Raw genomic sequence first — 11,515 nt, 5'->3', positions numbered from 1 at the left:
GAGGGAGCGGAAAAATGGAATTTATTCAAGGTTTTCTGAACAGCCAAGATCTTCCCCTTCAGTATCTCGTGCTGGGCGGGATCGCCGTAAGCGTATTCTTTGTAATCCTCGGGATTTCCGGCATGACCGCAACTGATGACACGGCTGCACGCCGGATGCGGGTCGGATCAATTTCTCGGGGGCATGGCGCAGATTTCGACCTCATCCAGGGGGATAACAGCGACCCGCATGGTCTTCTAAAGGCTTTTGTGCCCTCGTCGAAACGTGAGCGTTCCAGAATTGGCAGAATGCTTAAGCAGGCTGGTATTCAGCGCAAACACGCCATCCGCACTTTCTATTTGTTTCGTGTGGTTATGGGGTTCGTGCTACCGGCCGCTTTCGTTACGGCGTTGGCATTGCCGTTAGAAATTCAGGTTCAGCTTGGTATTGCTAGTCTTTTGCAGAGCATCTCCTGGGTAAATGCATTGCAGATTGTCACCGCGCTGATGGTAGTCGGATTCTACGGCCCTGCTCTGTGGCTGCGGTACCGTATTAGAAAGCGCCGTCAGGCCATTGAACACAGTCTTCCAAATGCGCTGGACCTGTTGCAAGTAGCGATAGAGGCAGGATTAGGATTTGACGCCGCGATGGTGCGTGTGTCGCATGAAATGGCGCACGCAGCACCGGAAATTTCGCAAGAATTCACGATACTCCAACTGGAACTGCAAGCTGGCAAAGAGCGCCAAGCCGCCTTTATGGACATGGCGGAACGCGTCGGCATTGATGAGGTAAACTCCTTCGCGAACGCCTTCCTGCAATCCAACCAATACGGTACCAGCATTTCTGCTTCTCTACGGAGGTTTGCCACCGACATGCGTGTGGATCGCGAACTTCGGGCACAGGAAAAGGCCAACAAACTGCCAGTGCAGATGTCAGCTGTTATGGCCATGTGTATGATGCCCGTTCTTCTGCTGATCTGCCTTTCACCGATGGTGATCCGATGGATCAACATGTTTGGGTGAAAGCGAGGAAGACAACAGTTAAAAGTTTGACGTCAATCCGGGCGCTGCCGGTCCGTCACAGAGCCCGGAGTTCTGCAGCCCATGGATGTTCAACGCCTCGGCAACAAACCGCGAACGTCGTTGAACGGGTGTTATGTAAAGCGATCTCTGGTTGAGTGTCGGCCGATCTGCGAATCTCTCGCACAATCACTCCAATCTGCCTGGCAGCAGACATCGATCCCGTATGCAGAGAACGTCAGCGATGAACCCAAATTTACACAATGCTGCACATCGAGCGATTGAGCGGTTTAGGTCAAATCTTTGGGGCACACTTGAATTTATCCCTAACTAGGGATATATGCGCGGCATGAGACACGAAAATCAAACCCGAGAGAACCAAGCCCTGGTGCTCGCCCTGCTTCGCAGCCAACAATTGTTCATGCGCGCGATGGTTCCAGCGTTTCGTTCGGCGGGGCTTACCGCGCCGCAATGGGACGCACTTGAAACGCTAAGCAACAAGGGTCCGTTGTCGATCAATGATTTGATGCGACTGACCCTATCTACCTCTGGCAATCTGGATGTGGTCGTCAAAAACCTGATCCAGGCCGGATTGGTGGAAAAGAGCGTCGATGAAACTGACAGGCGCGCACGCGTTCTGCGCCTGACCGCAGCGGGGCATCAAAAAGTGGCCGAATTCCTGCCAATCCACAATCAAGCTCTGGACCAGATATTCGGAGATCTCAGCGCGCAGGATAAGCGCCAGACGGTTAAGACACTCAACCAGCTCCGAAAAAAGCTGCCTCAACCTTAGAAAGACCTGACATGACAAACAAAACCTTCCTGACCGCGCATGGCGTGATCTACATGTTTTTCGCACTCGCGCTGTTCTTTGCCCCGGCCATCCTCTGGCCGAACTACGGCCTGCAGTTGAACGACCAATATGCGATGTTCCTGTCACAGCATAATTCGATCTTTCTGGGTGGCATCGGGATCATCAGTTTTTTGTTTCGGAATGCTGAACATGGCAGCGACGCCGCTCTGGCCATTCTTACCGGACTGATGTGGACCAATCTGCTTGGTGTCGTCATCACGTTTTATGCCTGCCTGACAGGGATTTTCACCGGGTTTGGTTGGTCCGACCCCATCTTCTTCGCCTTACTTGCGGTCCTGAGCCTCATCCAGCTTGGGAAGAACCGCTGAACCTCTACAACCTCGCAAAGGAAACTGAAAATGAGCACGCTGAAAATCTGGGACCTGCATATGACCTACGATGGTCCAATAACCGAAGAATTTCTCGCCGGAACCGAGCAACTAGCTGAGAGTATTGCGGAGGAGCCGGGAGTAATCTGGAAAATCTGGACTGTCGAAGATGGAACCAATCACTATGGGTCCACATACCTGTTTCGGAACCGCGAATATCTTGAAAGCTACAAGAGTATGCACCTGAAGCGACTTGAAGCGATTGGGATCACGGTGACCGCCGACCATGTGTTCGATATCATGGAGGATGTCAGCCGCATCAACAATGCACCGCTTGAAAGCTGACTTAAAAGAACCGGACATTGGCATGGTAAGAGTTGATGTCCGGTTTGTTGCGCAAACCGGACGCCTCGCACGGCTGAATGGCATCTTAAGCCTTGGCAAATTCCTTAACGATGTGCCGCAGCAAGTTATCGGCCTCGGCCCTAAGGTCGAGGCGATCTTCGTTCTTTTTCACAACGGTCGCCCACGCTATTTGATCGCGTATGAAATCATCAATGATCTCTATGCGCTGCCCACGGCCCATTTCCTTGGTTTTGCTTTTTGACACCAAAAGCCTGTCAATATGCCCGAGTAGCTTGGGAGACAGGTCCTGATCTTTAATGAGATCATGCAGGTTCATGGGCGGCGGCGTGTCTGGTATCTGCCTGATCCAGGAGATCGCCAAGGCGGGTCTCAATATGTAGAAATACGTTTTGAAGCTCACTTCCTGGCTCTCACCAACGTGCTTGTCCCACTGTTTCTGTGCCAGATTGCGATAGTGGTGCAGACAGGATTCTCCGAACGTCGTCTTGGCTGCGAAGGCAATCAGCCTTTCACATGCCGCATCATTCCATCTGTACCTGATAGGGCTGGACAACCATTCCAACATCACGGGGTTAGGTTTGATCAACAAACCAAGCGCTTTGCGAATATCCCACCCGTTTATGTCCCAATCGCCCTCAATGGGCAGTTCGATGACATCGCGACCGGGCTCAATACTCAGATACCAGTCTGGCGGATGTACATAGATGAAGCGTACATCGTAATCACTGTCGGGAGACGGGAAACCCCATGCACGGCTACCGCTTTCAATGGCGAACAGCACTCGGACATCATGATCCGCTTCTAAAGCGGTAAGCTTAGATTGGATGACCTGCTCGTTCTCAGGCGAAACGCTGGACGCGAAAGTTAGACGGTTCATTGGGTTTCTCACAGTATCAAGACGGCCATCTGGAACGGTACATCATGGTTTTATTGACAGGACCTGGGGGAGCAACCGCGGCGCTGTGGCTACTGAAACCGTCGGATCAGATTAACTCGTTACTCTGTTCGCCAATTCACGAACTATTCCCTGTGTCTCTTTCGGATAAGCGCGAACAAACCCGGCGTCACAGGGGATCGTCTCGATTTCTCTTCGGTCCAACACCCGGGCCAAATGGATCGCTGCGAGCTCAATGTGCTCTGCCATTTGTCCAAGCGTCACATACACCTCCGCAAACGCCTGAATGCTCTCTTCAGTGATGTAGCAACGGTAGTGCTGCGTGTCCGGGTTTCGCGCTTTTATCTGCTTCAGATATCCACCATCCCTTAACCGTCGGATAGAACCGACGCTTATTCTCAGGCGTGCCGCCGCATCCTTAAGCGACAGATCGCCAGAAAACACGCGCTCCGATTTTTCCAAGGTCTCAGTGTAGTCGATCAGAATTCCTGCCAATCCGTCAACGTCCGGGTCTCTCGACACACCGGTCAGTCGGCCTGCTGCCCAATCAGCAACAACGCGAGCCAGAGGCAACCAGCTCTGTCGGCAGTATTCTGCGAGGGGCAACCTTTGACGCGCCGGTGATGCGACGCGCAGGCCTTCAAGCCGGGTCAGCAAGGTCTGCACAGAAGAGGATGACACATACCGCAGAGACGTTCCAAAACGATGGGCTTCCAGAACATTCTGCCGGATCAGCGACTTCACCTGAACCGGATGGATATTGAGCCGCGTCGCGGTGGATTTGATATTCTGCAACCCAGACCAGAAATCGAGCACGGCAGCCAGATCCTCATGGCTGACATCCTTCATATCTGACAAGTCGCTCGCGTTTTGACCGCGAAGATGGGCAAGAATGCCTCGCACCCGAACCTCGCCAACCCCATGTAGCTCCCGCACGCGTTCAAGCGTGATGAGTTTGGGTGCTGAGATTTCCGTACCCAGAACTCTCGCGCCGGTCTGCAGCGGATAGTTCTCCCGTACAAAATCCTGCACGCAAGCCCTGAGCACCGCTGTTGCCGGGTCCTCTTCAGTGTCTTTCAGCCAGGTATAGAATTCGCCCATATCTGTTGTGAAATAAGACCGCTTGGAGGAAGACCGACGCCTTGCACGTTCCAACTCAGATTTCAGGTTTTCCGGTCCACTCTTCAGGACCTCGAACCCGGCCGACATGGCGGCGCGCTCCAGATCGAAGTCCAGGTCCGAGCGGCTCACGCCGCGATCCATGGCAAGTGTCATGCCTAATGTCAGAGCGGCTTGATGAAGATGCGTCAGGTCCAAAGAGTCCAACCAGTCACCACAAACCCCATTCTTGATACGGCGGCTCAGGTAAGTTTCAAACGAGGATCGCCCATGTGTTTTCGCAACCTGAGCGGCCTCCAAGATCAGATCCCTATGACGCGCCACTTGTTCAATCACGTCATAGGTGAGATGTGCATGCGGTGCATTGGGAAGCTGGAGTAACGGAACGCCGTGTTTGGCACAGGTCCCGATCGGCAGCACCAACCACTCGAGAAGTTGAAACGCGCTCCCGGGACCAGAAGCCTCCATAGCCTCCACAATACATCTCGGACAAATGCGGATAGTTGCACGCCGTAGCGTACCATTGGTGGCTGATGACAGCCCGACGAGATACCGGCAGGGCCCAATCAACCTGGCCGCTCCTTGTTCCAGTGTGTTAAGCGGCACACTGGTTAGCAGTGACAACGTCTCCAACTGGTCCAAATGCGCCGAGCAGATATGGGGCCATCGCATTCCAAGATCCGAGCAGAAATCACGGGGCGTGCTCGTGAACAGTCGGGCCAACCGAGCAACGTAACTTGACGGGGTCTCCCCTTCTGTGAAGGGGAGAATTGGATTCAGCAGGGGCCTCATGCATCTTCTCCATCTTCAGGCCTGTCTCCGTAGTCCAGAAGCTTTCTTGGATTGATGCGCCCGTAGTCCTCGGCGATGAAGACGTTCATCCAGACCTCTGCTCCATTCCTTTCGCTGTAGACCTCAGCAAAATGCCGAATGCTCAGTTTTGCTTCGAACCCTTCTGTAAACAGCGCATGTGAAACCGCGAGGACAACAATCTCGGCCAAAAGCCCAAACTGATAGTCCGCCGCATGAATCAACCGCATGGCAAATGCCTCGTTCCTAACCGAAGCATCTACATCGATCTGCGCCCGATCAGCGTATCTTTGAACGATCTTGATGACATGCTCGACATCGCGCACCGCGTGCAATCGTTTGAATTCGATTGGATCAACCCGCCGAGCGAGCTGTGCATCCTGATTTACGATTTTCTTGAGATCCGGCATCCCGGACAGCAGCAGCCCTACCGGCCAGACGGAGTTTTCCATCAGAGACTTCAGGGTGTTGACCACTGACTGGCGCTCTTTTTCGGTTTGGTAACGGGCCAAATCTTGTGCCTCGTCGAAACCAAGAAAGAGCGTCTGCCGCAATTTGAGTTGCACTTTGACCTGATCCCAGATCGCCGGACCTTGCTTGTTGCCAGCGTAGGGGTATCCCAGCGCCCGAAGCGTAGCTGCACCAACGAACTTCATCGTTGCGGGGCTTGGCACCTGAAGGTCAACAAACTCGCAGAATTCCTTCTCCGGATCCGTCGCCAGCGCGTGCCTGTATTTATGCTTGAGATACCGCACGGCAGTAGTTTTTCCGCTCCCGGATGGCCCCACCAGCATGATGCTTCGAGCTTGGAATGCGACACCATCGGCCTCATCGGCGCGTCGCTGTTCAAGAATGCTGCCAAAACGCGCATCTAGCTTGTCGTATTCTGATAGCGGGATGTAGAGCTGCCTCAAGCTTTGCACGGTTTTGCGAATGATCTTGTCAAACTGAAACTTTTGGCTGTGCTTATTCATAGCCCTTCTCCTCGGTTTCCTGGGAATCGTCTGATCCGCTCCGATCACCATCGTCGTCCTCAAGTTCATCACTGAAGAGCCATTCCCTCTCGTTATCCTCTGTCAGTATTGGCTCCTCCTCGGGCAGCGGGCCGGGAAGGTAGGGAATTTCATCTGACAGGAAACCAACGTCCGGATCAGGTATTGCCGCCTTTTTGTCAGAGGCAATCTCCGGATCAGAACCTAAAGACAGACCCCAAAACGTCTCTTTCTGCGCACGTCTGATCTGATCGCTGGTGAGCTTGATCGGGCCAAGCTGCCGCGCTGCGCATTGCTCAGCGTCGATCTCCTTGATCCTGCGAATGGCACGGTCCACCACACTCTGAGTCAAACTGGCGGCCGCGCGATTGTTCTGACGCAGTTCAAAGACTGACCGCTCCCAGGAGGCGAACGATACCCCTTCGAGCCCTTCGATTCTTGCGCCCAGCGTAGACCACCCACTGTGTTTTCCGCTCTCTAACCAGACAGAAATGTGCCCCATATTTTCGGGATCGATACTGACTTCGACACTCTGTTGACCGTATTTTTGGAAATGTTCCGCCAGACGTTTGGAATGATAGTTCACGCCGTTCATCAGGACACCGTGCCGGCCAGTCTCACGATTGAATTTCAGCCCCAGGATGTGACGGAGCTTGTGCTTGCTCATCGGGGGAGACCAGCCGAACTCGCTGACCAGCTTGTCCCACATGTTGTTTGGTGTTGCGTACTCCAATCCCCGGTGATTGCGATTGTGGTAGACATCGACGGTGAAGCGTACCAGCAACTCCAGGATACTCTCGGCGGTATGCACCGCGTATTTTTCCGATGGATAATCCCCCCTTTGCTGCGGGTTGGAAAAAGTGCGCCCCGTCAAATATGGCATCAACAAAGTCGCCATCGAGCGCAACAAACGCTCGATAACCCCTCTCAATTTGGGAACCCCAGCAGGTAGGACAGAATAGTCGATCGCCAAATCGGAAAGCGCCGCCTTGAAGTCTGCGTTTACAAAGGCCGGACCGTTGTCGACAACAACGTGATAGACATGCCCATGCTGTGACCAGGATGTTTCACATCCCAACTGGGAGGCGAGCATGGTCTTGTCGCGCATGGCCATCCAGACGACTGCTTTCGCATCTTCGGCACTTGGCTTGGTCGAAAGTTTGAGACCGAGTATCGAACGGCTGGCGACATCAATGGCGGCGCATACCCAGTAGCGGCCAAGCTCAAGATCACGCAGGCTCGGATGGGTGATATCGGCCCCTGCACCTTGCAAGATCGACATGAGATCAATTTCCCACTCATCCATTTCGACACGAAGCAATGGTGCATGAAGCTTGATGCCCCCCTCATGGGCTCCCAGCTTGTTCTTGGCATACGCGACTCCCTTGCGCGCGGCCTCGACTTCAAACCGATCCAACTCATTGATGCACCGTTCAATCGTGCTCTGGGAGGCTTCCAGGAGAAGGTCTTCGCCAGCGAGGCCAAGAGCGGTGTTCTTTCGCCGCACTTCAGCATTTACGGCTTCCAATACCTGCGAAGTGTAGATCTCGTTAGGATGAAGGTAGTTCGCGAGCTCAATCTGAATGATCGCTTCAACCTGGGGGTGGACGCGCTTCCCGTTTTGACCATTAAAGATCGACTTTTTGACAAAGATCATCGGATCTCTGGTCTTTTCCCACTCACGGTATTTTTTCATGATGCTGCTGCGACCGGGCACATAGGAGAGCAATGCGGGATCAACCCCCTCGCCATTCATGCTTTTAAGCAGCCCATCGTGGAGCTTCTGCTGTACGCGTTCCTGCAGTTTCGGCAGAAATTCAGACCACCGCTTTGATGATCTATTGAACCACTTTTCGTCTTCACCCTCACTCATCGATTCACACCAGGCTTCGCCAAGAAACGCATTAAACTGAGTTTTGAGAGACAACCGCGAGAGCAGCGCACGCCCAGCCCGCGCACGGCGGGCGGCCTGTCGATCAGAGAAGTAGCCATATTCGATTGAGAAATGCCCATCTTCGAGCAAACTCGCGAGCTCCGCATGGGTAAACGTGAGGGGTACAGCACCCGCTTGCTTTGCCAGCAGGGTCACCGTGTTGTCCGTGACCTTTTGAACAAAGTGAAGCTCACCCTTTCCGAGCACCGAGTCTTCAAGGCTAATGTTAAGCTGAAACTGGATATCTTTCATGGCCTGTCCTTTCCGGGGGCAACAATTGTGTTGATGGAGATGAGTTCACGCGAATTGGCCTTAAGAAGCCTCGCGTAGATGGCTCGGAAAGCCGCCCGGAACCCGCGCGCGCCAAGGTCCAGAGGTTTTATGAGATCACTGATCGAGAGTTCGTCTGTGAGACCCGAAACAAGCTCAGCAACTAGAAGATCGGCCTCTTCGTCTGGGCAGCGCCGAAAGAAGTTCAAAAGCTCTGCGTTTTGCACTTCTTTTGGGTGGTGGTTGTGTTCAGTGATGAGGCAGACTTTGTCAGCAAATCCCTTCGGCAGATCGCGGCGGATTGCAGCGAGCGTGCTTCTGAAGTTCAGCCTTTCAACCCGTTCAGCGGGTTTGACGGCCATCGCAACCTTGGATCCGTCCCGGTACTCCGCCAGATAATCAAAGCGATGCGTGCGCTGACGCCCTGAGGCATCAATATAGCTGACGGGACGCGGCTGATCATGCAGGTTCCAAAGGTTTGGATCCGCGAGTGCGAGTAGGCAGGTTACCCGTTCATGTTGACTCGCTGAAATAAACTGCCGCCAGTACATTTCGGCAGGTGTCATAGCTAAGGTAAAACCGCGCGCAGTGAACTGTGAGCGCGCAGGAAACATCAGCCCAGCCGTGGTTGGCTCAGGGGGACGATAGAAATCGTCGTTGTCATCTTTAGACATATCTCTTGCCGTGGCTGCGAGCTCTGCCCGCGCCATTCGGCTCCTCTTCATTTGTGGAGACAAAAGGCGACCCGCCCGCTAAAACGATCAGCGCGGTTGACGGGTCGCAAATTTTGGGTCATGAATGAGGTGCAAAGAGCATCTATTCTTTTGCACCAAGCCCTTCGAGAGCTGCAACTCTCGGGGGCTTTGCTTTTTCTAGAGGCTCATTTGTTGTTCTCCTTTCTTTGAAGTGGCTAGAACAGCACGAAGACAGGTGCATCGAGGACATCAACTAAGGCTTGCTCGATGCGCGAATTCAGTAGTTTGCGTAAACTGGCGAACCCACACCCAATAGACTGTTGTCTGGCCTCAGTCTGAAACATAGGATCTCGGTCCTTTCTGGTTCACAAATGGGTCCCATCGCAACGCCACAACCGTTCCAGAACTAGGGATTTACGGCGTTCCCGGGGCTTTGCTCCTCGGCCACCTCTGATTGGGCGTAGCGCTCAGGAAACAGCTCCTCAACCGACTGATTTAACACAGAAGCCAGGTACTTTTCGATTTTCTCCGAACGGCTTTTCCCAAGCGACACAGAGCTGACGGCGCTGGCTCCGACACCGATCCGTTGCGCTAGGTCCGTGAGCTTCAACCCTCTGATTTCTAGTTCACACTTGATCCGCGCGTGCCTTGCTCGGTCGATAGGGATATCGTTGTGTCTCATGACTTGACCTCGCGAATGGAGTCGATTTTTCAACTATCCCAAATAGATTTGATCGTGCGCACGGCAGTCAAATCTTTTAAACGCTGCACCAAATTGCAAAAACACCTTCTTGGAAGAATGGGCATGGAAAATGCGAGCTAAGGAGAAAGTCGCCTGTAGGCTCGCCCACAACATGTGGGAGGTTCAGAACAACTACAGAACTTTCCGGAAAATTGACGCGGCAGCGGTAGACCGCTCCGATATTCGTTTGGGCGAAGATGGTGATCTCTTTACGACGGTCTGGCTGAAAGACACTAGAGGGTTGCCTTTTCAGTTCTCGTCTAAGTATCTCATTTCAGACTTTCATGCCGTAGAAACGCTCAAGGATCTACGTGCAAGGTACTATTGCTCTCGCAAGTCTCTTTGGAGGCTGCTTGATCAGCTGGGTTTGGATCCATGGGAACGCGCAATCAAGGACTATGAATCTCGTATACCTTTAGCGCAGATAGCAAAACGCCATGGGCTGAAGACAACGACACTTTCTGACGGCCTGAAGCATCGAGAAGTTCCAATTCGCTCAGGAAGACCTCCAATTCAACTCGATAGCACTGAAGTTCAAAAAGCGCTTCAAGACTGTCCTTCAGTCAACGAGTTGAGCAGAAGGTTAGGGATTTCATGGGCTAAGGCAAAAGCAATAATGGGCACCTAAGAAGCGTAAAGAAGCCGTTTGATAAGCGAAGTGTAAAATGGCTGGACCCTCAGCGAATTTTGACCCCGCTGTGGACTAGCGTCGCTCTAGGCGCATGTTTCGCGAGAATTGTTTCGACTCTCGTAAAGGCGGCGTCATCAACTTTTGGCCCAACTGTAACCTCCAATTCATCGAGAGCGGAGGAGGCCAAAGGGATGAACAGTGCCGTAGGTACGACTGGGTAGGTCGCGAGATCAAGCGTCACTTTGTTAAAATATTCGTCGTCTGGGAATTGTCCTTCGAAGTTGAATAATGCGATCTTGAAACGCCACTCCTGTTCATATGACCAATTCGTGCCCTTTGCCATGCCGAGATCGTACGGATAGAAATGTGCCGTCCCTTCGTGACGGTAGACCAAGTTCCGATTCCGATAGGCGGTATCGTTACTATAGTAGACCTTGTTTGGACCAATAATGGCACAACCTTTTGTGCTCAAAGCAGGCGGCTTTCGGGGGATTGAATACCAACTATCAAGTTTAAGTAAGGCACCACCCTTCTCGAAGATTTTGGGATTATTGCGACCTGAAAACATGTTGGCCGGGAGCTTCATTCGTACGCCGCCGAAACCTTTTCCATACATCGACCACATTGGAATTTGCTCGACCTCTGTTCCTGACCAGCAGGACACGAATAGAGAACTTGCAGCCAGCGGCACATCGGAGGCCATCGCTTCTTCCGGGTCGTTCACTGTGTCAAGTCGCGAGAAGCGCAGCGCGCACGACTCGAGAATCTTCTCGAGGCTTTCAATAGTTGTATATTGATAGAGGAAGGACGGTAACTCTTCGATACCCATCACATCGAACATGAAATCGTCAGTATAGAATCCTCCCGGCCTTTCATAATTCA

At 52.9% G+C, this 11,515-nt stretch carries 12 protein-coding genes; 5 read left to right on the top strand and 7 right to left on the bottom strand.

The window, feature by feature from the left end:
- Positions 1–14: 14 nt before the first annotated feature.
- From AC2FIO_RS13365 to AC2FIO_RS13350, 4 genes are all read left to right on the top strand, one after another.
- Positions 15–1,001, top strand: coding sequence for a type II secretion system F family protein (locus AC2FIO_RS13365; RefSeq protein ID WP_058278685.1), 987 nt, complete (start codon positions 15–17; stop codon positions 999–1,001).
- A gap of 346 nt (positions 1,002–1,347) precedes the next feature.
- Complete coding sequence (locus AC2FIO_RS13360) at positions 1,348–1,791, top strand: MarR family winged helix-turn-helix transcriptional regulator (RefSeq protein ID WP_282153916.1); 444 nt, start codon at positions 1,348–1,350, stop codon at positions 1,789–1,791.
- A gap of 11 nt (positions 1,792–1,802) precedes the next feature.
- Positions 1,803–2,180 carry a hypothetical protein gene (locus tag AC2FIO_RS13355; protein ID WP_496698199.1) on the top strand — a complete coding sequence of 126 codons (378 nt, stop codon included), beginning with the start codon at positions 1,803–1,805 and terminating at the stop codon, positions 2,178–2,180.
- A 30-nt stretch (positions 2,181–2,210) separates the two neighbouring features.
- Complete coding sequence (locus tag AC2FIO_RS13350; protein WP_170347533.1) at positions 2,211–2,525, top strand: monooxygenase; 315 nt, start codon at positions 2,211–2,213, stop codon at positions 2,523–2,525.
- Between the two features lie 85 nt (positions 2,526–2,610).
- Here AC2FIO_RS13350 and AC2FIO_RS13345 read toward each other — a convergent pair whose 3' ends face one another.
- From AC2FIO_RS13345 to AC2FIO_RS13320, 6 genes are all read right to left on the bottom strand, one after another.
- Positions 2,611–3,423, bottom strand: a complete 813-nt coding sequence (locus AC2FIO_RS13345) for a nucleotidyltransferase domain-containing protein (protein WP_496698198.1) — start codon at positions 3,421–3,423, stop codon at positions 2,611–2,613.
- 111 nt (positions 3,424–3,534) lie between these two features.
- Positions 3,535–5,352 carry a TniQ family protein gene (locus AC2FIO_RS13340; protein WP_496698196.1) on the bottom strand — a complete coding sequence of 606 codons (1,818 nt, stop codon included), beginning with the start codon at positions 5,350–5,352 and terminating at the stop codon, positions 3,535–3,537.
- The gene (locus AC2FIO_RS13335; RefSeq protein WP_496698195.1) at positions 5,349–6,392 is read right to left on the bottom strand and encodes a TniB family NTP-binding protein; all 1,044 of its coding nucleotides are present in this window, start codon (positions 6,390–6,392) and stop codon (positions 5,349–5,351) included. Before AC2FIO_RS13335 ends, AC2FIO_RS13340 begins: the two co-directional genes overlap by 4 nt.
- Entirely contained in the window at positions 6,337–8,547 is a 2,211-nt protein-coding gene (locus AC2FIO_RS13330; RefSeq protein WP_496698193.1) for a TnsB C-terminal domain-containing protein, read from the bottom strand. The genes AC2FIO_RS13335 and AC2FIO_RS13330 overlap by 56 nt, the downstream gene beginning before the upstream one ends.
- A complete protein-coding gene (locus tag AC2FIO_RS13325; protein ID WP_085823237.1) occupies positions 8,544–9,275 on the bottom strand; it encodes a hypothetical protein in 732 nt (243 codons plus the stop codon). The genes AC2FIO_RS13330 and AC2FIO_RS13325 overlap by 4 nt, the downstream gene beginning before the upstream one ends.
- Positions 9,276–9,666: 391 nt before the next feature.
- Positions 9,667–9,942, bottom strand: coding sequence for a helix-turn-helix domain-containing protein (locus AC2FIO_RS13320; RefSeq protein WP_085823238.1), 276 nt, complete (start codon positions 9,940–9,942; stop codon positions 9,667–9,669).
- Positions 9,943–10,051: 109 nt separating this feature from the next.
- Between AC2FIO_RS13320 and AC2FIO_RS13315 the strand changes: the two genes are divergently transcribed.
- A complete protein-coding gene (locus tag AC2FIO_RS13315) occupies positions 10,052–10,630 on the top strand; it encodes a hypothetical protein (protein WP_496698190.1) in 579 nt (192 codons plus the stop codon).
- Positions 10,631–10,679: 49 nt separating this feature from the next.
- Here the strand turns inward: AC2FIO_RS13315 and AC2FIO_RS13310 are convergent, their stop codons facing one another.
- Complete coding sequence (locus AC2FIO_RS13310; RefSeq protein ID WP_496698188.1) at positions 10,680–11,474, bottom strand: DUF2971 domain-containing protein; 795 nt, start codon at positions 11,472–11,474, stop codon at positions 10,680–10,682.
- Positions 11,475–11,515 lie beyond the last annotated feature (41 nt).

This window comes from Ruegeria sp. CDSB086 (assembly GCF_059611065.1).
This window is presented reverse-complemented; position numbering and strand designations above follow the sequence as displayed.

What these genes read in the sequence shown, in the direction of transcription:
- AC2FIO_RS13365 (WP_058278685.1), top strand. Translation starts at nt 15, where the DNA reads ATGGAATTTATTCAAGGTTTTCTGAACAGCCAAGATCTTCCCCTTCAG.
- AC2FIO_RS13360 (WP_282153916.1), top strand. Translation starts at nt 1,348, where the DNA reads ATGAGACACGAAAATCAAACCCGAGAGAACCAAGCCCTGGTGCTCGCC.
- AC2FIO_RS13355 (WP_496698199.1), top strand. Translation starts at nt 1,803, where the DNA reads ATGACAAACAAAACCTTCCTGACCGCGCATGGCGTGATCTACATGTTT.
- AC2FIO_RS13350 (WP_170347533.1), top strand. Translation starts at nt 2,211, where the DNA reads ATGAGCACGCTGAAAATCTGGGACCTGCATATGACCTACGATGGTCCA.
- AC2FIO_RS13345 (WP_496698198.1), bottom strand. Translation starts at nt 3,423, where the DNA reads ATGAACCGTCTAACTTTCGCGTCCAGCGTTTCGCCTGAGAACGAGCAG.
- AC2FIO_RS13340 (WP_496698196.1), bottom strand. Translation starts at nt 5,352, where the DNA reads ATGAGGCCCCTGCTGAATCCAATTCTCCCCTTCACAGAAGGGGAGACC.
- AC2FIO_RS13330 (WP_496698193.1), bottom strand. Translation starts at nt 8,547, where the DNA reads ATGAAAGATATCCAGTTTCAGCTTAACATTAGCCTTGAAGACTCGGTG.
- AC2FIO_RS13325 (WP_085823237.1), bottom strand. Translation starts at nt 9,275, where the DNA reads ATGGCGCGGGCAGAGCTCGCAGCCACGGCAAGAGATATGTCTAAAGAT.
- AC2FIO_RS13320 (WP_085823238.1), bottom strand. Translation starts at nt 9,942, where the DNA reads ATGAGACACAACGATATCCCTATCGACCGAGCAAGGCACGCGCGGATC.
- AC2FIO_RS13310 (WP_496698188.1), bottom strand. Translation starts at nt 11,474, where the DNA reads ATGTTCGATGTGATGGGTATCGAAGAGTTACCGTCCTTCCTCTATCAA.